20 protein-coding genes, 1 pseudogene and 1 riboswitch are annotated in these 17,594 nt (G+C 73.1%); of the genes and pseudogenes, 16 read left to right on the forward strand and 5 right to left on the reverse strand.

What is annotated here, in order from left to right; genetic code table 11:
• Nucleotides 1-2: 2 nt before the first annotated feature.
• Entirely contained in the window at nucleotides 3-1,139 is a 1,137-nt protein-coding gene (locus GB864_RS10580; RefSeq protein WP_160424820.1) for an LLM class flavin-dependent oxidoreductase, read from the reverse strand.
• A 205-nt stretch (nucleotides 1,140-1,344) separates the two neighbouring features.
• Nucleotides 1,345-1,409: riboswitch (guanidine-III (ykkC-III) riboswitch) on the forward strand.
• Nucleotides 1,410-1,418: 9 nt separating this feature from the next.
• Between GB864_RS10580 and GB864_RS10585 the strand changes: the two genes are divergently transcribed.
• The 3 genes from GB864_RS10585 (at nucleotide 1,419) to GB864_RS10595 (ending at nucleotide 2,643) form a co-directional block, all read left to right on the forward strand.
• Entirely contained in the window at nucleotides 1,419-1,757 is a 339-nt protein-coding gene (locus GB864_RS10585) for a DMT family transporter (RefSeq protein WP_160424822.1), read from the forward strand.
• 89 nt (nucleotides 1,758-1,846) lie between these two features.
• Nucleotides 1,847-2,326, forward strand: coding sequence for a hypothetical protein (locus GB864_RS10590; RefSeq protein ID WP_160424824.1), 480 nt, complete (start codon nucleotides 1,847-1,849; stop codon nucleotides 2,324-2,326).
• Nucleotides 2,323-2,643, forward strand: coding sequence for a transcriptional regulator (locus tag GB864_RS10595; protein WP_160424826.1), 321 nt, complete (start codon nucleotides 2,323-2,325; stop codon nucleotides 2,641-2,643). Before GB864_RS10590 ends, GB864_RS10595 begins: the two co-directional genes overlap by 4 nt.
• A 37-nt stretch (nucleotides 2,644-2,680) precedes the next feature.
• Here GB864_RS10595 and GB864_RS10600 read toward each other — a convergent pair whose 3' ends face one another.
• A complete protein-coding gene (locus GB864_RS10600) occupies nucleotides 2,681-3,808 on the reverse strand; it encodes an epoxide hydrolase family protein (protein WP_160424828.1) in 1,128 nt (375 codons plus the stop codon).
• A gap of 135 nt (nucleotides 3,809-3,943) precedes the next feature.
• On the opposite strand from GB864_RS10600, the gene GB864_RS10605 reads away from it, so the two are divergent.
• The 5 genes from GB864_RS10605 to GB864_RS10625 all read left to right on the forward strand — a co-directional run bounded on the left by GB864_RS10605 (nucleotide 3,944) and on the right by GB864_RS10625 (nucleotide 7,153).
• On the forward strand, nucleotides 3,944-4,375 hold the full coding sequence (locus GB864_RS10605) for a hypothetical protein (protein ID WP_160424830.1): 432 nt from the start codon (nucleotides 3,944-3,946) through the stop codon (nucleotides 4,373-4,375).
• Nucleotides 4,369-4,596, forward strand: coding sequence for a helix-turn-helix transcriptional regulator (locus GB864_RS10610; protein ID WP_160424831.1), 228 nt, complete (start codon nucleotides 4,369-4,371; stop codon nucleotides 4,594-4,596). The genes GB864_RS10605 and GB864_RS10610 overlap by 7 nt, the downstream gene beginning before the upstream one ends.
• Nucleotide 4,597: 1 nt before the next feature.
• On the forward strand, nucleotides 4,598-5,572 hold the full coding sequence (locus GB864_RS10615; protein ID WP_160424833.1) for an NAD(P)-dependent alcohol dehydrogenase: 975 nt from the start codon (nucleotides 4,598-4,600) through the stop codon (nucleotides 5,570-5,572).
• Nucleotides 5,573-5,587: 15 nt separating this feature from the next.
• Complete coding sequence (locus GB864_RS10620; RefSeq protein ID WP_160424835.1) at nucleotides 5,588-5,896, forward strand: antibiotic biosynthesis monooxygenase family protein; 309 nt, start codon at nucleotides 5,588-5,590, stop codon at nucleotides 5,894-5,896.
• A gap of 117 nt (nucleotides 5,897-6,013) precedes the next feature.
• Nucleotides 6,014-7,153, forward strand: a complete 1,140-nt coding sequence (locus GB864_RS10625; protein ID WP_160424837.1) for a DUF998 domain-containing protein — start codon at nucleotides 6,014-6,016, stop codon at nucleotides 7,151-7,153.
• On the opposite strand, the gene GB864_RS10630 is transcribed toward GB864_RS10625, so the two are convergent.
• Genes GB864_RS10630 through GB864_RS10640 form a run of 3 tightly spaced genes read right to left on the reverse strand, consistent with a single transcriptional unit; the run spans nucleotide 7,129 to nucleotide 10,443 of the window.
• Nucleotides 7,129-8,154: a YeiH family protein gene (locus GB864_RS10630; RefSeq protein WP_160424839.1), complete on the reverse strand. Its 1,026-nt coding sequence runs from the start codon at nucleotides 8,152-8,154 to the stop codon at nucleotides 7,129-7,131. The genes GB864_RS10625 and GB864_RS10630 overlap by 25 nt on opposite strands.
• Nucleotides 8,151-9,965 (reverse strand): dolichyl-phosphate-mannose--protein mannosyltransferase, encoded by a 1,815-nt coding sequence (locus tag GB864_RS10635; RefSeq protein WP_160424842.1) that lies wholly within the window; start codon nucleotides 9,963-9,965, stop codon nucleotides 8,151-8,153. The genes GB864_RS10630 and GB864_RS10635 overlap by 4 nt, the downstream gene beginning before the upstream one ends.
• 52 nt (nucleotides 9,966-10,017) lie before the next feature.
• Complete coding sequence (locus tag GB864_RS10640) at nucleotides 10,018-10,443, reverse strand: DUF1761 domain-containing protein (RefSeq protein WP_160424844.1); 426 nt, start codon at nucleotides 10,441-10,443, stop codon at nucleotides 10,018-10,020.
• 141 nt (nucleotides 10,444-10,584) lie between these two features.
• Here GB864_RS10640 and rsmI point away from each other — a divergent pair, with 141 nt between their 5' ends.
• From rsmI to GB864_RS10680, 8 genes and pseudogenes are all read left to right on the forward strand, one after another.
• Entirely contained in the window at nucleotides 10,585-11,403 is an 819-nt protein-coding gene (rsmI, locus tag GB864_RS10645) for a 16S rRNA (cytidine(1402)-2'-O)-methyltransferase (protein ID WP_160424847.1), read from the forward strand.
• Nucleotides 11,404-11,603: 200 nt separating this feature from the next.
• Nucleotides 11,604-13,163: a methionine--tRNA ligase gene (gene metG, locus GB864_RS10650; RefSeq protein ID WP_160424849.1), complete on the forward strand. Its 1,560-nt coding sequence runs from the start codon at nucleotides 11,604-11,606 to the stop codon at nucleotides 13,161-13,163.
• Nucleotides 13,160-14,068, forward strand: coding sequence for a TatD family hydrolase (locus GB864_RS10655; RefSeq protein WP_160424851.1), 909 nt, complete (start codon nucleotides 13,160-13,162; stop codon nucleotides 14,066-14,068). The genes metG and GB864_RS10655 overlap by 4 nt, the downstream gene beginning before the upstream one ends.
• A 46-nt stretch (nucleotides 14,069-14,114) precedes the next feature.
• On the forward strand, nucleotides 14,115-15,038 hold the full coding sequence (rsmA, locus tag GB864_RS10660) for a 16S rRNA (adenine(1518)-N(6)/adenine(1519)-N(6))-dimethyltransferase RsmA (protein ID WP_160424853.1): 924 nt from the start codon (nucleotides 14,115-14,117) through the stop codon (nucleotides 15,036-15,038).
• A 56-nt stretch (nucleotides 15,039-15,094) separates the two neighbouring features.
• Complete coding sequence (locus tag GB864_RS10665) at nucleotides 15,095-15,688, forward strand: hypothetical protein (RefSeq protein ID WP_160424854.1); 594 nt, start codon at nucleotides 15,095-15,097, stop codon at nucleotides 15,686-15,688.
• Entirely contained in the window at nucleotides 15,685-16,608 is a 924-nt protein-coding gene (locus tag GB864_RS10670; RefSeq protein WP_160424857.1) for a 4-(cytidine 5'-diphospho)-2-C-methyl-D-erythritol kinase, read from the forward strand. The genes GB864_RS10665 and GB864_RS10670 overlap by 4 nt, the downstream gene beginning before the upstream one ends.
• Before the next feature lie 13 nt (nucleotides 16,609-16,621).
• Nucleotides 16,622-17,389: a 5-oxoprolinase subunit PxpA gene (locus tag GB864_RS10675; protein WP_160424859.1), complete on the forward strand. Its 768-nt coding sequence runs from the start codon at nucleotides 16,622-16,624 to the stop codon at nucleotides 17,387-17,389.
• 1 nt (nucleotide 17,390) lies between these two features.
• A pseudogene (locus tag GB864_RS10680) lies at nucleotides 17,391-17,594 on the forward strand (hypothetical protein); the annotation flags it as partial.

Below are 17,594 nucleotides of genomic sequence, written 5' to 3' on the forward strand. Positions count from 1 at the left end.
GGTCAGGAGGGCAGCAGGCCGCGCGCCGTCAGTTCCGGGCGCACGCCCTCGGCGAACCAGTACGCCTCCTCGAGGTGCGGATAGCCCGAGAGCACGAACTCGTCGAACCCGTGGGCGCGGTACTCGGCGATCAGGTCGGCGACCTCGGCGAACGAGCCGACGAGCGCCGTGCCCGCGCCGCCGCGCACGAGCCCCGCGCCGGCCCAGAGGCCCGGGTGGATCTCGAGGTCGGCGCGGCTCGTGCCGGAGCCCTCGACGAGCGCGGCCTGGCGCCGCTGGCCCTCGGAGCCGGAGGCGGCGAACGCCGCGCGGCGCGATGCGATGAGCGCGGGGTCGAGGCCCGCGGCGAGCCGGTCGGCGGCCGCCCACGCCTCCGCCGACGTCGGCCGTGCGATGACGTGGTGCCGGATGCCGTAGCGCAGGGAGCGGCCGAGCTCGGCCGCGCGCTCCCGCACCCGCGCGATCTTCTCCGCGGCCTGCGCGGGCGGCTCGCCCCAGGTCAGGAAGACGTCGGCGTGCCGCGCGGCGACCTCGATGCCGGCGGCGGACGATCCGCCGAGGTAGATCTCCGGGACCCGCTCGAGCCGCGGCAGGTGCCCCTCGACGACGTCGAAGAACTCGCCGCGGTGGGTGACCGGCTCGCCGGCCCACAGGCGCCCGAGCAGTTCGAGGTATTCGGCGGCGCGGCGGTAGCGGGCATCCTTGTCGGCGTGGTCGCCGTACCGGCGTTGCTCGGCGTCCTCGCCGCCCACGACGACGTTGAGGCGGAGGCGCCCGCCGCTCACCGACTGGAACGCGGCGACCATCTGCGCCTGGACCGTCGGGGAGATGAGCCCCGGGCGCAGCGCGACGAGGTAGTCGAGGTCGCGCGTGTGCTGGCTGAGCGCGGTCGCGACCGTCCATCCCTCCTCGTTCCACGTGCCGGTCGGCACGAGCACCGCCTCGTAGTCGAGCGATTCGGCGGCCCGGGCGATCTGCGCGAGGTAGGGCAGCGACGCGGGGCGGTCGGCCGTCAGATGCTGGGTGGTCGAGTGGATGCCCGTCGCCGCGCCGAGGCTGAGGTCCGTGCGCGAGTCGCCCGTGAGCGGCAGGAACCAGTCGAGGATCACGTGATCGGGGCGGGCGGCGTGTTCGGGCATGGCGGTTCCTTCGGTGCGAGGGCCGGCGGCCGGCCGCGACCAGGGTAGGAGCGGGCGGGGCGCCGGGCCGTCGCCGGTGTCGTCCGGTGACCGCGGGTTGCGTCGTGTGTCCGTCCGGCACCGGCCGCGGCCCCGAGGACCGGCCATGGCCGGCCGCAACGACCGCGTGCACAGGCCCTGATCAGACCCCGTCGTTATGGTGGTATCCGGTCGCAGCACCGCGGCCCCGGACGACGGTTCAGTACCCGGCACGCGACAAGACTGGCCAGGAGCATCGTCATGTCCGTCGCACTCGCCTGGATCGTCCTCGTCGTCTCGGGTGTGCTGGAGGCCGTCTGGGCCACCGCACTCGGCCGCACCGAGGGGTTCACCAAACTCTGGCCGACCGTGGTCTTCGGCGTCGGCCTCGCCCTCAGCATGGCGGGCCTCGCCTTCGCGATGCGGGCCATCGACACCGCGACCGCCTACGCCGTCTGGGTCGGCATCGGCGCCTCCCTCACCGTCGTCTGGGCGATGGTCACGGGCGCCACGGATGTCTCGTTCGTGAAGATCCTCCTCATCCTCGGCCTCGTGGGCTGCGTCGTCGGCCTCAAACTCGTCGGCGACGCCGGGCACTGACCGCGGCCGCCGCGGGCGGGTCTCCATCCGGCGATCAACGTCGACGAAAGACATTCCAATTCGGCAAGTCAGTCGATAGAGTTGCCGACATGGAAAACGACATCCCGTCCCCGGCGCCCGGCGCTTCCGATCCGGCCGCCGGCGCCCGCGACGCGCTCGCTTCGCTCGAAGCGGATGCGGTGCACCTCGCCGACCGGGTGATCACGCCCTGGTGGTACCACCCGATCCTCGCGGTGCTCGTCGCGCTGATCATGACCGGTCTGTTGCTGCCGCCCTTCGGAACCGCGGCGTGCACCGCGACCGGCATCCTCGGGATGGTGCTGCTCATGCGGGCGTACGGCCGCGTCTCCGGCGTCGTCATCACGCAGGCCGCCGGCCCGCGCGGTCGGGCGCTCCTCTGGGCGCTCGTCGGCATCCTCGCCGCGGCGTTCATCGCCGTCGTCGTGATCGCGAACAGCGGCGCATCGGGCTGGTGGGCGGCGCTCGCGATCGTCCCGACCGCCGTGGCCGTCATCGTGCTCGGCCGGCGCTACGACGACTCCCTGCGTCGGGAGCTTCCGCTCGCATGACCCCGGAGCACGAAGCGGGCTTCGACGAGCTCATCCACTCACCGGTGCGGCTGCGCATCTGCGGGCTGCTGCGGCGCGTCGACGAACTCGAGTTCGGCGCCCTGCGCGATCTGCTCGGCGTGCAGGACGCCCACCTGTCCAAGAACCTCAAAGCGCTCGGCGATGCCGGCTACGTCGCCGTGCGGAAGGAGCGCTCGCCGGAGCGCTCTGACGCGCGGCGGCTGACGTGGGCGTCGCTGACGCCCGCCGGCCGCGCGGCGTTCGACGCCCACGTCGCGGCACTCACACGGATCGCGGCGGGCGAGCCCGCAGGCTGAGGCCGATCCGGCGACCCGCCCGGGGCGCCGGGCCGGTTCAGCCGGGCAGCATCCCCAAACCCCGGGCGAACGCCCGGGCCCGCTCGGCCATCGCGGCCGGCACTTCGGCGACCGTGAAGTGGCCGCCCTCCTCCAGCCGCTCGAAGACGCGCAGGTCCCGGTAGTACGAACGCGCGAGGGACTCCGGGTAGTCGGCCTCGTGCCGCTGGATGTGCACCGAGGCGGGGACGTCGACAGGCGGCATGGGCTCCGGCTGGTCGGCGCCCTCGAAGTACGGGCGGAACGACGTGCCGATCGAGTCGGTGACCCAGTAGAGCATCGCCTCGGTGAGCAGGCGGTCGCGCGAGATGCGGGCCTCGACCGCGGCGGGATCGCCGGGCGGGGTGTCGCTCCACTCGACGAGCTTCTCGACGAGCCACGCGAGCAGCCCGGTGGGGGAGTCGCCGAGCGCCGCCGCGAGCGTGTCGGGCCGGGTGGCCTGCACGTGCCCGTAGGCGCCGTTCGGTTCGCGCTCCGCGTCGAGCCGGGCGAAGAACGCCACCTGATCGGGTTCGACGAGCTCGGCGCGCTCGGCGGCCGACGGGAAGTGGGCGTGCGCGACGAGGATGCCCGCGACGTGCTCGGGGTACGTGGCCGCGATGAGGTCGTTGACATAGGCCGACACGTCCTCGCCGTAGGTGAGGTAGCGCTCGTACCCGAGCACCTCGGTCATGAGCCGGTGCATGGTCTCGGCGAGGCGCGGGTCGGTGACCGGCCCGTCGCGGTAGGGCGACGAGAAGGCGAAGCCGGGCAGGCTCGCGACGACGACGTGGAAGTCGGGCAGCAGGTCGGCGAAGTCGAGCTGGAGCGCGTAGGTGTGCGGCCAGCCGTGCATGACGAGGAGCGCCGGCGCGTCGGGCCGGGCCGAGCGCAGGTGCGCGAAGTGGATGCTCGCATCGCCGATCTCGGCGATGAACTGCGGATGCGCGTTCAGCCACCGTTCGCGTTCCCGCCAGTCGAACGCGAGCCACGAGCGGGCGAGGTCGTCGAGATAGCCGGCGCTCATGCCGGAGGGCGGGCGTCGCGGCGAGTCGGCCGGGATGCGACGCCGCGCGAGTCGTTCGCGGAGGTCGGCGAGCACGTCGTCGGGCACGTCGATGCGGAAAGGTCGTGCGGCAGCGGACATACCCCGACGCTAGGCCGCACCGCCGACACCGCGACGGGACGATCGGCAGCGCGTATGTCAAGAATCCTTGACGCGATGTCGAGAATTGCTTACCTTGCCGATGTCAAAGATTCCTGACATCCAATGGAGGTCCGCATGTCGTACGAAGAGAAGGGCACCTGGGTCTTCCTCGTCGTGGCCGTCGCCGGGTACGCGGTCTATCTCGCCCTCGTGCTGCCGCAGCTCGGCGGCATCCCGATCGCCGACATCGACTACGTGGCGCCCATGCTCTGGACGATCGGCGGCGCCATCGTCGCCGCGATCGTGCTGCGCATCCTCGTCGAGATCTTCGCGCCGAGCGACTCGTATCGGGGCGACGCCCGCGACCGCGAGATCGAGCGCACCGGCGACCGCGTCGGCAACTCGTTCATCGTCATCGGGGCGCTCGGCGCCATGGTGCTCGCCTGGTTCGAGGCCGACTGGTTCTGGATCGCCAACGCGGTCTACGCCGGGTTCGTGCTGTCGGCACTGCTGTCGTCGATCACCCGGCTCGTCGCCTACCGCCGAGGAGGGTTCCAGGAATGGTGAAGCCCACCCGCGTGACCAACCGCATCCGCGCCCTGCGATTCGAGCACGGCGAACTCACCCAGGCCGAACTCGCGACGCGCATCGGCGTCACCCGCCAGACCGTCATCGCCATCGAGCAGGGCCGGTACTCGCCGACCCTCGAGCTGGCCTTCCAGATCGCCCGCGTCTTCGGGGTCGGCCTCGACGACGTCTTCGACTACCCCGCCTCCGAGGAGGAATGACATGTCCACCATGCACGCCTGGGTCCGCCACGACTACGGCGGCCCCGATCGGCTCGAGCGGGCCGTGCTGCCCGTTCCCGCACCCGCCGCCGGGGAGGTGCTCGTGCGCGTCACCGCGAGCGCCGTGAACTCCGCCGACCTGCACCTGCTCCGCGGCGAGCCGCGCGTGGTCCGCCTCGCCTTCGGCGCGCGTCGGCCCCGCGCGGCGCAGCTCGGCCGCGACTGCGCCGGCGTCGTCGAGGCGGTCGGCCCTGGCGTCGACCCATCGCTCGTCGGCACCCTCGTGCACGGCGAGGCGGATGCCGCCTGGGCCGAGTACGCCGTCCTGCCCGCCGACGTGGTCGTGCCCGTCCCGGACGCCCTCGACGAGACGACCGCCGCGGCCGTGCCGCTCGCCGGCGTCACCGCCGTGCAGGCCATGCGCCGGCTCGGCGACGTCTCGGGTCGGCGGATGCTCGTGACCGGCGCATCCGGGTGCGTCGGCCTCTACGTCGTGCAGCTCGCCCGGGCCGCGGGGGCGCACGTCACCGCGGTCGCGAGCGCCCGACGTGCCGACCTCGTGCGCTCGGCCGGGGCGGAGCACGTCGTCGACCGGCACGATCCCGCCGACGATCCCGGCGACGAGTTCGGCGCGATCGTCGACGTCATGGCCGTGCGGCCCCTGTCTGAGGTGCTGCCGCGGCTCGCCGCCGACGGCGTCTACCTGTCGGTCGGGGGCGACGGCACCCCCGTGCTCGGCCCGCTGCCGCGCATCGCCGGGCTCGCCGCCCGTGGGCCGTTCACCCGGCGCCGCCTCCGCTCGCTCGCGGCCCGCCGCAGCGGCGCCGACCTCGCCGACCTCGACGCCCGCATCGACCGCGGCGAGGTGCGCCCGATGATCGACCGCGTGGTGGACTTCGCCGACGTCCCCGACGCGCTCCGCGCCTTCGAAGCGGGCGAGGCGAACGGCCGGCTGCTCATCCGCATCGCCGCCTGAGGCTACGCTCGCCGGATGATCCTCGAGCACGCCATCCTTCCCGTCCTGCCCGGTCTCGAGGAGGAGTTCGAAGCCGCCTTCGCCGAGGCCGCGCCGATCATCGCCGGGATGGCGGGCTTCGTCGACCTGCGGCTCTCGCGCTCGATCGAGACGTCGAACGAGTATCTGCTGCTCGTGCACTGGGAGTCCGTCGAGGCCCACGAGCAGGGGTTCCGCGGCTCGCCCGGGTACGGCCGTTGGCGTGAGCTCCTGCACCGCTTCTACGAGCCGTTCCCGAACGTCGAGCACTTCGCGCCCGTCCAGGAGACCGGGCCGATCGGCTGAGACGCGGGCGGTGCGGAGCGGCGGATGACACCGGGTGCGCTCGCCTGGCATTCTGGTGCCGCCGGATCGAGTGGAACCGGCGCGATGCCGGCGAGTCCGGCCTCCGGGGGGAGCGCAATGTCCGAAGGAATCGCCGGCTCGGGCCGGACCGTCGCAGCGGGTTCGGTCCGCCGCATCCTCCGCCGTCCCGGCACCGACGCCGAGTCCGTCGAGTCGGTCGCCCTGCTGCTCGGCGCCGCCGCGCTCGTGGTCGTCGGACTCGTCGCGCTGCCGGTGTTCTGGGGGCAGGACGTTCCCATCAGCGGACGTGGGTCGGTCGGGCAGTTCGTCGCGATCTCGAGCGGGATCGTCGCGCTCCCGGCGTTCGTGCTCGGTCGGCTGGTCGCCCGCCGCGGCGGCGCCGTGACCGGGGCCCTCGCGGTGCTGCGCTGGTTCGACGACGCCGCGCTCGCGCTCGCGCACGCGCTCATCGTGCTCCTCGGCTGGACGGCGCTGAGCGACGTCTTCGCGCGCAGCTTCGAGGGCGCGGAGGTCTTCAGCATCCCGGCGATCATCCTCTCCGGAGCGGCCGCGGCCGTCAGCGCGTATGCGGTCTACCTCTCCGCGGTGCGGCTCACTCCGGTGCTGCTCTCCCTCGTGCTGGCCGTGTTCCTCGTCATCGGCATCGTCACGAGCATGCTCACGTCGACCGACCCCGAGTGGTGGAAGATGAACCTCTCCGCGCTCGGGATGACCGACGACCTGTCGGCCTTCGCCTTCAATCTCACGCTCATCGTCGCCGGGGCGATCGTGACGATCGTCGCCCGCGCGGGCACGGCCGAGCTGCCCGCAGACGACGGCGACGCAGGCCATGGACGCCGCTCCGTGCGGATCTCCCTCGTGCTCATCGGGATCTTCCTCGCGTGCGTCGGCATCTTCCACGTGGACACGAGCTTCTGGATCCACAACTCGGTCGCGACGGGCATGGTCGTCGTGTTCGCGGTCCTCGTCTTCAATCTGCGGCGCTGGGTGCCCGGCATGCCGAAGGTGTTCCTCTGGTTCGGCTACGCCGACGTGGCCATCACGGTGCTGCTCGCGGTGTTCTTCGCCGTCGGGTACTACACGCTCACGGCCGTCGAACTCGTCGCCGCGGTGCTGATCTTCGCCTGGATCATCGTGTTCCTGCGCAACGCCGGTGCCGTCGGGGCCGTCGAAGCCGCGGACGCGGCCGAGGAGTCGACGGCCGGCAGCGCTCAGCCGACCAGCGCCGCCCCGTAACCGAGCAGGGCGATGAGCGCCCAGGCCGCGAGGCCGACGAGCGCCGCCTTCCACCCGGTGCGGGCGAGTTCCGTGATGCGCACGGAGGTGCCGATCGCGAAGAGCGCCATGGCGAGCAGCGCGGTCTGCAGCACGTTCGCGCCGTCGAGCACCGCGTCGGGGATCGGGACGAACGAACGCACGAGCACCGCCGCGACGAAGCCGACGAGGAACAGCGGCACGATGGACGGCCGGGTTCCGGTGGCATCCGGCGTGCGACGACGGCGGATGCCGGCGACGATCGCGACCATCGGGGCGAGCAGCAGCACGCGGGTGAGCTTCACGACGACGGCGATCGCGAGGGCCGCGGGGCCCAAGATCTGCGCCGTCGCGACGACCTGGCCGACGTCGTGCACGCTCGCGCCGACCCAGTGCCCGAACTGCTCCGGCGTGAGACCGAGCGGCACCGCAAGCGCCGGCAGCACGGCGATGGCGAGGGTGCCGAAGAGGGTCACGAGCGCGACGGGCACCGCCTGATCGCGGCGCTTCGCCCCGACGGCGGCGCTCATCGCGCCGATCGCGCTCGCGCCGCAGATCGAGAAGCCGGCCGCGAGCAGGATGGGCTGCTCGCCCGGCAGCCTGGCGAGTCGGCCGAGCCCCCAAGTGCCGAAGAACGCGAGGACGACGACCAGCACCGTCGTGAGGATCGCGACCCAGCCGAGGTCGGCGAGGTCGGACAGGCTCAGCTGGAGTCCGAGCAGGACGATGCCGGCGCGCAGCAGCGTCTTCGACGAGAACGCGAGACCGGGGGCCAGGACGCCCGTGAGGATCGGCCGGACGCCGGGCAGTTGCGCGAGCACGAGGCCCAGCACGACGGCGACGGTGAGCATCGGCACGTTCTCGAGCCCGCCGGCGATGCCCCAGGAGACGAGGGCGGCCGCACCGGCGACCGCGATACCCGGCAGCAGCCGGACCAGCGTGGCGCCGGCCGCCGTGCCGCGGGGAGGCGCGCCGCCGCTCATGCCCAGGTCGGCAGCCAGAAGTGCAGCTGCCGGAAGGTCGGGGACACCGCGATCGCGGAGTACAGCGGGTAGAAGAAGACGGCGACGACGAGCACGGCGACGAGGAAGACGCCCGCCGTCGCGAGCCCTCGTTGGCGCCGCCAGGTCGGATCGTCCGGGCTCCCGACGAGCAATCGGATCACCCACGTGAGCGCGAGCACGGTGAAGGGCTGCAGCACGATCATGTAGAACTCGAACACCGTGCGGTTCGGGTAGAGCAGCCACGGTCCCCACGTCGCGACCACGCCGACGAGCAGCGCCCCGACCTGCCACTCACGGTAGCGCGCGAGCCGGTAGACGAGGTAGAAGACGGCCGCCGCCGCCGCCCACCAGATGAGCGGGTTGCCGATCGCCATGATCGACTCCCAGCACTGCGAGGCACCGCACTGCGCGGGATCCTGCTCGTGGAAGTACATGTTCGTCGGGCGGATCATGAACAGGAACGTCCACGGGGCGGCCTGGTACGGGTGGGACGAGTCGACGCCGACGTGGTAGCCGTAGGCCGACTGATGGTAGTGCCAGAGGCTCTGCAGCGGCAGCGGCACCCACGACCAGAGACCCGTCGCGGCATTGCCGGCCTCGGTCGCCCACTGCCGGTAGTAGCCGCCCTGCGTGACGAGCCACCCGGTCCAGCTCGAGAGGTACACGACGAACGCGACGGGGACGAGCAGCAGGAAGGTGACCGGCCCCTGCTTCAGGATCGCCCCGGTGCCCCAGAGCGCGACCCCCGCGCGCCGCCGGGCGAGCGCGTCGACGACGATGAGGTACACGCCGAAGGCGGCGAGGGCGTAGAGGCCCGACCACTTCACGGCGCACGCCGCGCCGAACGCCGCGCCGGCGGCGAGCACCCACGGCCGGTTCCAGATCGCCGGGCCGAGCGCGGGGTCCCGCCCGGCGGCGTCGAGCCGCAGGAGCCGGCGTTCGAGGGCGCGTTCGTTCGATTCTCGGTCGAGCAGCACGAACCAGAACCCGATCGCGATGAACAGGGCGAGCCACGTGTCGAGCAGGGCGACGCGGGAGAGCACGATCGCGTGCCCGTCGACGGCGAGCAGCAGGCCGGCGATGACGGCGAGCGCCGTGCTGCGGAAGAGCCGGCGGCCGCACAGCATGACGACGGCGACGAGCAGCACGCCGGCGAGCGCGGTGGTCGCGCGCCACCAGAAGGCGTCGTCGGCGCCGCCGAGTGCCATCCCGAGCGCGATGAGCCACTTGCCGAGGGGCGGATGCACGACGTACGAGCCGGCGGTGAGGAACGAGTCCACGTCGCCCGACTCGAACGCCGGGTTCGGCTCGTCGGGCCACTGCGCCTCGTAGCCGAGGTGCAGGAGGCTCCAGGCATCTTTCACGTAGTAGGTCTCGTCGAAGACGAGGGTCTGCGGGTGCCCGAGGTTCCAGAACCGCAGGACGGCCGCGAGGATCAGGACGAGCGCGGGACCGCCCCACGCCCAGAGCCGGCGCCGCGCCGGCGTCGAGAGCAGCGCCGCGACGCGGGCGTCGAATCGGGTGCCGCGCGGTTCGTCGGGGTCGTCACGCCGGTCGGGACGTCGGTGGCGGGGCAGCGGCGCTCCCTCGGCGACGGATTCCGCCGACTCCGGGTCGCGCGGTTCCCCCTCCGCGCCCGTCTGCTCGGCGCCGTCCTGCTCGGCGCCGTCCTGGTCGGCGCCGTCCTGCTCGGCACCGGCCTGCGACGGGTCGAGGAGCAGGGGCGCGTCGACGTCGAGACGTGGGTCGGTCTGGGGCGCGCCGAGCACCGGCCCCGTCTCGTTCGTCATGCGGACATGGTAGGCCAGCCGCGCGGGCCGGGCCGAAGCGGGCTCCGGCGTCTCAGACGCCGGCGGGCGGCCACACGCCGATGATGAGCGCCATCACGATGACGGTCACGAGCTCGTGCGCGATGTTGAGGATCGTGAGATTCGCGGGGCGGCCTTCGAAGGCGTCGTGGGTGATGAAGCGGGCGGCGGTGAACCCCGCCCAGAGGATGACCCCCGTGAACAGCGCGTTCCAGAAGAAGGAGCCGCTGTAGAACGACCACGCGATGTAGGCGGCGCCCGCGAGCACCCACGCCGAGACGAAGCTCACGAGCACCGTGACGACGATCGGACCGACGGCGCTGCCCTGGGCGTCCGGGTCGACCTTCGCGAGCTGCATCCACCGGGTGCCGAACACCTTCGGCGTGTACCAGACCGACCCGACGATCATCGTCGAGACCGTCGCCACGAGCACGGCCCAGTAGTTGATCTCCGGCACCATCGCGGCCCCCTCCCGCCGGGGCCGTTCCGGCCCGCCTGGGGCGAGCCTATGCCCGCGGGGCCTCCGCCGTCGCCGGGCGCGGCGGAGCACGCGGGGTCCGCGCGGCGGCGGCATGCGCCGGGCCGGTCCAGACTGGAGGGCATGATCATCCTCGCGGCGACCCCGATCGGCAACCTCGGCGATGCGTCGACCCGGCTCCGCGAGGCGCTCGAGTCGGCGACGACGGTCGCGAGCGAGGACACCCGCGTCACCCAGCGCCTGCTCGCGGGCCTCGGGATCGCGAACCGGCCGAAGCTTCTCGCCCTGCACGAGCACAACGAGCGGCAGAAGTCCGCCGAGCTCGTCGAGCTCGCCCGCGACGCCGATCTGCTCGTGCTCACGGATGCCGGCATGCCCGCCGTCTCCGACCCCGGCTACGTGCTCGTGACCGCGGCGATCGCGGGCGGCGTCGACGTCACGGTCATCCCGGGGCCGAGCGCGGTCGTCACCGCGCTCGCCGTGAGCGGCCTGCCGACCGACCGGTTCGCCTTCGAGGGGTTCCTGCCGCGCAAGAGCGGCGAGCGGCGACGGATGCTCGCGGGGCTCGCCGGCGACCGGCGCACCCTCCTCTTCTTCGAGTCGCCGAACCGCCTCGCGGACAGCCTCGACGACGTCGCCGCAGTGTTCGGCGCGGACCGACCCGCGGCCGTGTGCCGGGAACTCACGAAACTCCACGAGGAGGTTCGGCGGGGGCCGGTCGGCGAACTCGCCGAGTGGGCGCGCGGCGGCGTGCGCGGCGAGATCTGCCTCGTCGTCGGCGGCGCCCCCGAGCAGGCCGCCGACCCCGCCGCCGCGCTCGCCCGCGTGCAGGAGCTCGTCGCCGCCGGAACCCGGCTGAAGGATGCCGCGGCGACCGTCGCCGCGGAGACGGGGCTCGGCAAGCGCGAGCTCTACGAAGCGGCGCTCGCGGCGCGCGCCTGAGCCTCCCGTCGGTCGACCAGCGACGAAGGCGCGTATCGAGACCTCGTACCGCCCGGGTCTCGATACGCTTCGCTACTCGACCAGCGACGAGGGCGCGTATCGAGACTTCGTACCGCCCGGGTCTCGATACGCTTCGCTACTCGACCAGCGGGGCCGGTAACGCGGGCGATCGCACAGTCGGCGCTCGATAAGATCGTGGGATGGCCGACGGCTCCTCGTTCTACATCACCACGCCCATCTTCTACGTCAACGACGTGCCCCACATCGGGCACGCGTACACGGAGGTGGCCGCCGACGTGCTCGCGCGGTGGCACCGCCAGGGCGGCGACGAGACGTGGATGCTGACGGGCACCGACGAGCACGGCCAGAAGATCCTGCGCACCGCGACCGCCAACGGCGTCACGCCGAAGGAGTGGGCCGACAAGCTCGTCGAGACCTCGTGGAAGCCGCTGCTCGAGACGATCGATATCGCCAACGACGACTTCATCCGCACGACCGACGAGCGCCACGAGGCCAACGTCCAGAAGTTCCTCCAGCACCTCTACGACGAGGGCCACATCTACACGGGCGAGTACGAGGGCTTCTACTGCGTCGGCTGCGAGGAGTACAAGCAGCCGTCCGACCTCGTCGCGGGCACCGGCGAGTACGAGGGCCAGCAGGTCTGCGCCATCCACTCGAAGCCCGTCGAGCTGCTGCACGAGAAGAACTACTTCTTCCGCATGTCCGCGTTCGCCGACCGCCTCCTCGCGCTCTACGAGGAGCGCCCCGACTTCGTGCAGCCCGAGTCGGCGCGCAACGAGGTCGTCTCGTTCGTGAAGTCCGGCCTGTCCGACCTCTCGATCTCCCGGTCGACCTTCGACTGGGGCATCAAGGTGCCGTGGGACGAGTCGCACGTCGTCTACGTGTGGTTCGACGCGCTGCTCAACTACATCACCGCGATCGGCTACGGCGAAGACACCGACGAGTTCGCGAAGCGCTGGCCCGCCCAGCACCTCGTCGGCAAAGACATCCTGCGCTTCCACGCCGTCATCTGGCCGGCCATGCTCCTCGCGGCCGGCCTCGAGGTGCCGCGCGGCGTCTTCGGCCACGGCTGGCTCCTCGTCGGCGGCGAGAAGATGTCGAAGTCCAAGCTCACGGGCATCGCCCCCGAGCAGATCACCGACACGTTCGGCTCCGACGCGTTCCGCTACTACTTCCTGCGCGCCATCTCGTTCGGCCAGGACGGCTCGTTCTCGTGGGAGGACCTGTCGGCCCGCTACCAGGCCGAGCTCGCCAACGGCTTCGGCAACCTCGCCTCGCGCGTCGTCGCGATGATCACGCGCTACCGCGAGGGCGTCGTGCCGGCCTCGGTCGCGCCCGGCGAGGCCGAGGCGGCCATCGCGGAGGTCGAGCGGCGGGCCACGGATGCCTCGTGGGCCGCGATCGGCCGGATCGCGCCGCACGAGGCCATCGCCGCCGTGTGGGAGCTCGTCGACGCCCTCAACGGCTACGTCACCGAGCAGGAGCCGTGGGTGCTCGCGAAGGACCCGGCGAACGCCGAGCGCCTCGACACCGTCCTCGCGACCGCGTACCACGGCGTCGGCACGCTCGCCGTGCTGCTCTCGCCGGTCGTGCCGAAGGCCGCCGCGAAGCTGTGGAGCGCCCTCGGCGCGCCCGGCAAGGTGCAGGACGTGCGCGTCGACCGCGCCCACGAGTGGTCGCTCGGCGCGCAGGTGTCGGCGCTCGAGCCGCTCTTCCCGCGCATCGAGACCACCGCGTGAGCGAGCACCTGCGCGCCCGCGCCTCCGACAAGCCGGCGGAGTACCCGCCGCTGCCCGAGCCGCTCGCCGTGCCGGTGTACGACAACCACACGCACCTCGAGATCGCCGACGGCGCACTGCCGATCGATCCGGCGGAGCACCTCGACCGCGCCGTGGCCGTGGGCATCGCGGGCGTCGTGCAGGTCGGCACCGACGTCGCGACGTCGATCTGGTCGGCCGAGCTCGCCGCCCGCGAGCCGCGCGTGCTCGCCGCCGTGGCGCTGCACCCGAACGAGGCGCCGGAGCTCGAGGCATCCGGAACCCTCGACGACGCGCTCGCGACGATCGACGCGCTCGCGGCCCAGCCGCGCGTGCGCGCCGTCGGCGAGACCGGGCTCGACTTCTTCCGCACCGACGAGCCCGGGATGCCCGCGCAGTTCCGCTCGTTCGAGGCGCACATCGACATCGCCAAGCGGCACGGCGTCGCGCTCCAGATCCACGACCGCGACGCCCACGACGACGTCGTGGCGACCCTCGCGCGCGTCGGCGCCCCCGAGACGACGGTGTTCCACTGCTTCTCGGGCGGCGCCGAGCTCGCCCGCGTCGCCGCCGACGCCGGCTGGTACTGCTCGTTCGCCGGCAACGTGACGTTCAAGAACGCGCAGAACCTGCGCGACGCGCTCGCGATCGTGCCCCGGGAGCGGATCCTCGTCGAAACCGACGCCCCGTACCTCACGCCCGCGCCGCTGCGCGGCCGGCCGAATGCGCCCTACCTCGTGCCGCTCACCGTGCGGTTCATGGCCGACGTGCTCGGTGCCGACCTCGACGAGCTCAGCGCGCAGCTGGCCGAGAACACCGTGCGCGCCTACGGGTCGTGGCACGCCGACTCGGCTGCGACCGGCGCGGCACCCGCGGCGAGCGCATGAGCGGGGCGAGCATGCAGGCAGTCGAGACGAGAACGGCAGGGGAGCGATGAACGCGCACCGGCACGAACGCCCGCTGGAGGGCGGCGTGGGGCCGCACCTGCTCGGCGCCGCCGAGATCCGCGAGCTCGCCGCGCACCTCGACGTCACGCCGACGAAGAAGCTCGGACAGAACTTCGTGCACGACGCGAACACCGTGCGCAAGATCGTGTCGACCGCGGGCGTCCAGCGCGGCGAGACGGTGCTCGAGATCGGTCCCGGCCTCGGCTCCCTCACCCTCGGGCTGCTCGAGGCGGGCGCCGACGTCGTCGCGGTCGAGATCGACCCGCGGCTCGCCGAGCAGCTGCCGCACACGGCGGCCCTCCTCCAGCCGGGCACGAAGCTCGACGTCGTCGTCGGCGACGCCCTGCGCGTCACCGAACTTCCCGCCGCCCCGGTGAAGGTCGTCGCCAACCTCCCGTACAACGTCTCGGTGCCGGTGCTGCTGCACCTGCTCGAGCACTTCGACTCCCTCGCGAGCGGCATCGTCATGGTGCAGGCCGAGGTCGGCGAACGGCTCGCGGCCGCGCCCGGGTCGAAGGTGTACGGCGCGCCCAGCGCGAAGGCCGCCTGGTACGGCGACTGGCGGCTCGCGGGCAACGTCTCCCGCACCGTCTTCTGGCCCGTGCCGAACGTCGACTCGGTGCTCGTCGGCTTCGCGCGCACCGGCGTGCCCGGCAGCGAGGCCGAGCGGCGCGAGACGTTCGCCCTCATCGACGGTGCGTTCGGCCAGCGGCGCAAGATGCTGCGCCAGTCGCTCTCCGGCCTGCTCGGCGGCTCGTCGGCCGCCGCCTCCGAGGTGCTCGAGTCGGCGGGCGTCGACCCGCAGTCCCGCGGCGAATCCCTGACGGTCGAGGACTTCCTCGGCATCGCCCGTGCGGCGGCCGCGGCGGGCGTCTCGGTCCCGGTCACGCGCGGCCGACCGGTCGAGTAGCGCGACGCCCAGATCCGTTCCGGCCCCGGGCCCCGGCTCGCAGTAGCGTGGGGCGCATGGTGGAGCAGCACGACGAGCGCGCCACGCGCGGCAGCGGATCGGTCGCCGGCGATGCGGCCGTGATCGAGGCGACCGGCCGCAGTCGCGACGACTGGTTCGGGATGCTCGACGCCGACGGCGCGCTCGAGTGGAAGCACGGTCGCATTGCGGCGCGACTCGCCGACCACTACGACGTCGATCCCTGGTGGGCGCAGCACGTCACCGTCGCCTACGAGCAGGCCCGCGGCCTCCGGCGTCCCGGCCAACGGCCCGACGGCACGTTCGAGTTCGCGGTGTCGCGCACGGTCCGACCCGAGGGCGACGCGGATCCCGCCGCGGTGCACGCCGCCCTCGACGCGCTCGTCGCGGTCGTCGCCGCCGACCTCGGCACCGAACCCGTCAGCCGCAGCGGCGCCGCGGTGAAGCATCCGACCGCCAGGTGGCCGCTCGCGGAAGGCGCCCTGCTCGCGACGGCGAGCGCCGCCTCGATCGAGCGGATCTCGCTCGGCCTCACCCGCTCGGGGCTCGCCGACGACGCCGGGATCCCCGACGAGAAGGCGCGGCTGCGCGCACTGCTCGCCGCGGTCGCGCCCGGTACCGTGGAACCATGACGATCGCGGAGACCAGCGAGGCAGTCCACTCGACGGCTCCCGGCAAGATCAACCTCTACATGCGCGTCGGCGCGCTCCAGTCCGACGGCTACCACGACGTCGCCACGGCCTACCAGGCGGTCTCGCTCGCCGAGCACTGCGTCGCGACGCCGTCGACCGGCTTCACCGTCTCGTTCGGCGGCTCGATCGACACGACCGGTCTGCCCGTGGACGACTCGAACCTCGCCATCCGCGCGGCACGGCTGCTCGCGGCCCACACGGGCGTCGCCGACGGGGTGCACCTCTCGATCGACAAGCACGTCCCCATCGCGGGCGGCATGGGCGGCGGGTCCGCCGACGCGGCCGCGGCGCTCGTCGCGTGCGACGCGCTGTGGGGCACGGAGCTCTCGCGCGAGGAACTGCACGGACTCGCCGCCCAGCTCGGCGCCGACGTGCCCTTCGCGCTCATGGGCGGCACGGCGGTCGGCACCGGCCGGGGCGAGCGGCTCAGCCCCGCCCTCGCGACCGGCGTCTTCCACTGGGTGCTCGTGCCCGCCGAGTTCGGCCTCTCGACGCCGGCCGTCTACCGCGAGCTCGACCGGCTGCGCGACGTCGGCGAGGCGATCCCCGCGCCGGAGACGCCCGAGGTCGACACGGCCGTGCTGCACGCGCTCCGCGCCGGCGACGCCGTGCGGCTCGCGGATGCCCTGCACAACGACCTCCAGGCCGCGGCGCTCTCGCTCGCGCCACCGCTCCGCGACATCCTCGATCTCGGGCTCGACCACGGCGCCCTCGCGGGCATCGTCTCCGGATCCGGGCCGACGCTCGCCTTCCTCGCCGTCGACGCCGCCGCCTCGGCGACCCTCGCCGCCGCGCTGCGCACTGCCGGCCACCCCGCGCTCGAGGCCCACGCCCCGGCGCCCGGCGCCCGCCCTCGCTGAGCCGGGTGCGGTCGTGAGCGGCGCGGTGGATGTGAACTGCGATCTCGGGGAAGGGCTCGGGACCGCGATCGACTTCGCCATGCTGCGGCTCGTCTCGAGCGCCAACGTCGCCACGGGAGGGCACGCGGGCGACGTCGAGACCATGCGCACGGTGTGCGCGGGGGCCGCCCGGCTCGCCGTCGCGATCGGCGCGCACGTCTCGTACCAGGACCGCGAGCACTTCGGCCGGCGGATGCTGGCGCCGCCGCCCGCCGAACTGCAGGCTGAGCTCGAGTCGCAGCTGCTGCTGCTGCGCGCCGTCGCGGCCGACGCGGGTGCGCGCGTCGCCTACGTGAAGCCGCACGGCGCGCTCTACAACACGATCGCCCACGACGAGGAGCAGGCGCGCGTTGTCGTCGCCGCCATGCGGGCCGTCGATCCGGCGCTGCCGATCCTCGGCCTCGCGGGCTCGCGCGGGCTTGAGATCGCGGCGGCGGCCGGCGTCCGCACCTTCACCGAGGCCTTCGCCGACCGCGGCTACACGTCGACCGGGGCGCTCGTCCCGCGCGGCGAGCCGGGCGCCGTGCTCCACGACGTCGACCTCGTCGCCGAACGCGTCGTCCGCCTCGTCGAGACCGGCGAGATCCTGAGCGCCGACGGGCAGCCGGTCAGGGTCGCGGCCGACTCGATCTGCGTGCACTCCGACACCCCGGATGCGATCGCGCTCGCCGCGGGACTGCGCGACGCGCTCGACCGGGCCGGCATCGCGGTCCGTCCGTTCGCCGCGGCCCCGGCGGCCTGACGTGTCGCCGCCGACGCTGCGCCCGCTCGGCGACGACGACGTGCTCGTCGAGTGCGGGAGCCCGTCGGCCGTCGTCGCGCTCGCGCACGGGCTCGCCGCTTCCCCGCCCGCGTGGCTCCTCGAGACCGTGCCGGCTGCGCGCACCCTGCGGCTCCGGCTCGCCCGGAACGCGCCGCGGGGCGCCGACCTCGCGGCGTGCCTCGAC

The sequence above is a fragment of the Agromyces seonyuensis genome (assembly GCF_009789225.1).
Lineage (GTDB): Bacteria > Actinomycetota > Actinomycetes > Actinomycetales > Microbacteriaceae > Agromyces > Agromyces seonyuensis.

What these genes read in the sequence shown, in the direction of transcription:
- metG (WP_160424849.1), top strand. Translation starts at nt 11,604, where the DNA reads ATGGCCGACGGCTCCTCGTTCTACATCACCACGCCCATCTTCTACGTC.
- GB864_RS10635 (WP_160424842.1), bottom strand. Translation starts at nt 9,965, where the DNA reads ATGACGAACGAGACGGGGCCGGTGCTCGGCGCGCCCCAGACCGACCCA.
- GB864_RS10610 (WP_160424831.1), top strand. Translation starts at nt 4,369, where the DNA reads ATGGTGAAGCCCACCCGCGTGACCAACCGCATCCGCGCCCTGCGATTC.
- GB864_RS10640 (WP_160424844.1), bottom strand. Translation starts at nt 10,443, where the DNA reads ATGGTGCCGGAGATCAACTACTGGGCCGTGCTCGTGGCGACGGTCTCG.
- GB864_RS10625 (WP_160424837.1), top strand. Translation starts at nt 6,014, where the DNA reads ATGTCCGAAGGAATCGCCGGCTCGGGCCGGACCGTCGCAGCGGGTTCG.
- GB864_RS10600 (WP_160424828.1), bottom strand. Translation starts at nt 3,808, where the DNA reads ATGTCCGCTGCCGCACGACCTTTCCGCATCGACGTGCCCGACGACGTG.
- GB864_RS10630 (WP_160424839.1), bottom strand. Translation starts at nt 8,154, where the DNA reads ATGAGCGGCGGCGCGCCTCCCCGCGGCACGGCGGCCGGCGCCACGCTG.
- GB864_RS10580 (WP_160424820.1), bottom strand. Translation starts at nt 1,139, where the DNA reads ATGCCCGAACACGCCGCCCGCCCCGATCACGTGATCCTCGACTGGTTC.
- GB864_RS10585 (WP_160424822.1), top strand. Translation starts at nt 1,419, where the DNA reads ATGTCCGTCGCACTCGCCTGGATCGTCCTCGTCGTCTCGGGTGTGCTG.
- GB864_RS10590 (WP_160424824.1), top strand. Translation starts at nt 1,847, where the DNA reads ATGGAAAACGACATCCCGTCCCCGGCGCCCGGCGCTTCCGATCCGGCC.
- GB864_RS10615 (WP_160424833.1), top strand. Translation starts at nt 4,598, where the DNA reads ATGTCCACCATGCACGCCTGGGTCCGCCACGACTACGGCGGCCCCGAT.
- rsmA (WP_160424853.1), top strand. Translation starts at nt 14,115, where the DNA reads ATGAACGCGCACCGGCACGAACGCCCGCTGGAGGGCGGCGTGGGGCCG.
- GB864_RS10620 (WP_160424835.1), top strand. Translation starts at nt 5,588, where the DNA reads ATGATCCTCGAGCACGCCATCCTTCCCGTCCTGCCCGGTCTCGAGGAG.
- GB864_RS10595 (WP_160424826.1), top strand. Translation starts at nt 2,323, where the DNA reads ATGACCCCGGAGCACGAAGCGGGCTTCGACGAGCTCATCCACTCACCG.
- GB864_RS10670 (WP_160424857.1), top strand. Translation starts at nt 15,685, where the DNA reads ATGACGATCGCGGAGACCAGCGAGGCAGTCCACTCGACGGCTCCCGGC.
- rsmI (WP_160424847.1), top strand. Translation starts at nt 10,585, where the DNA reads ATGATCATCCTCGCGGCGACCCCGATCGGCAACCTCGGCGATGCGTCG.
- GB864_RS10665 (WP_160424854.1), top strand. Translation starts at nt 15,095, where the DNA reads ATGGTGGAGCAGCACGACGAGCGCGCCACGCGCGGCAGCGGATCGGTC.
- GB864_RS10605 (WP_160424830.1), top strand. Translation starts at nt 3,944, where the DNA reads ATGTCGTACGAAGAGAAGGGCACCTGGGTCTTCCTCGTCGTGGCCGTC.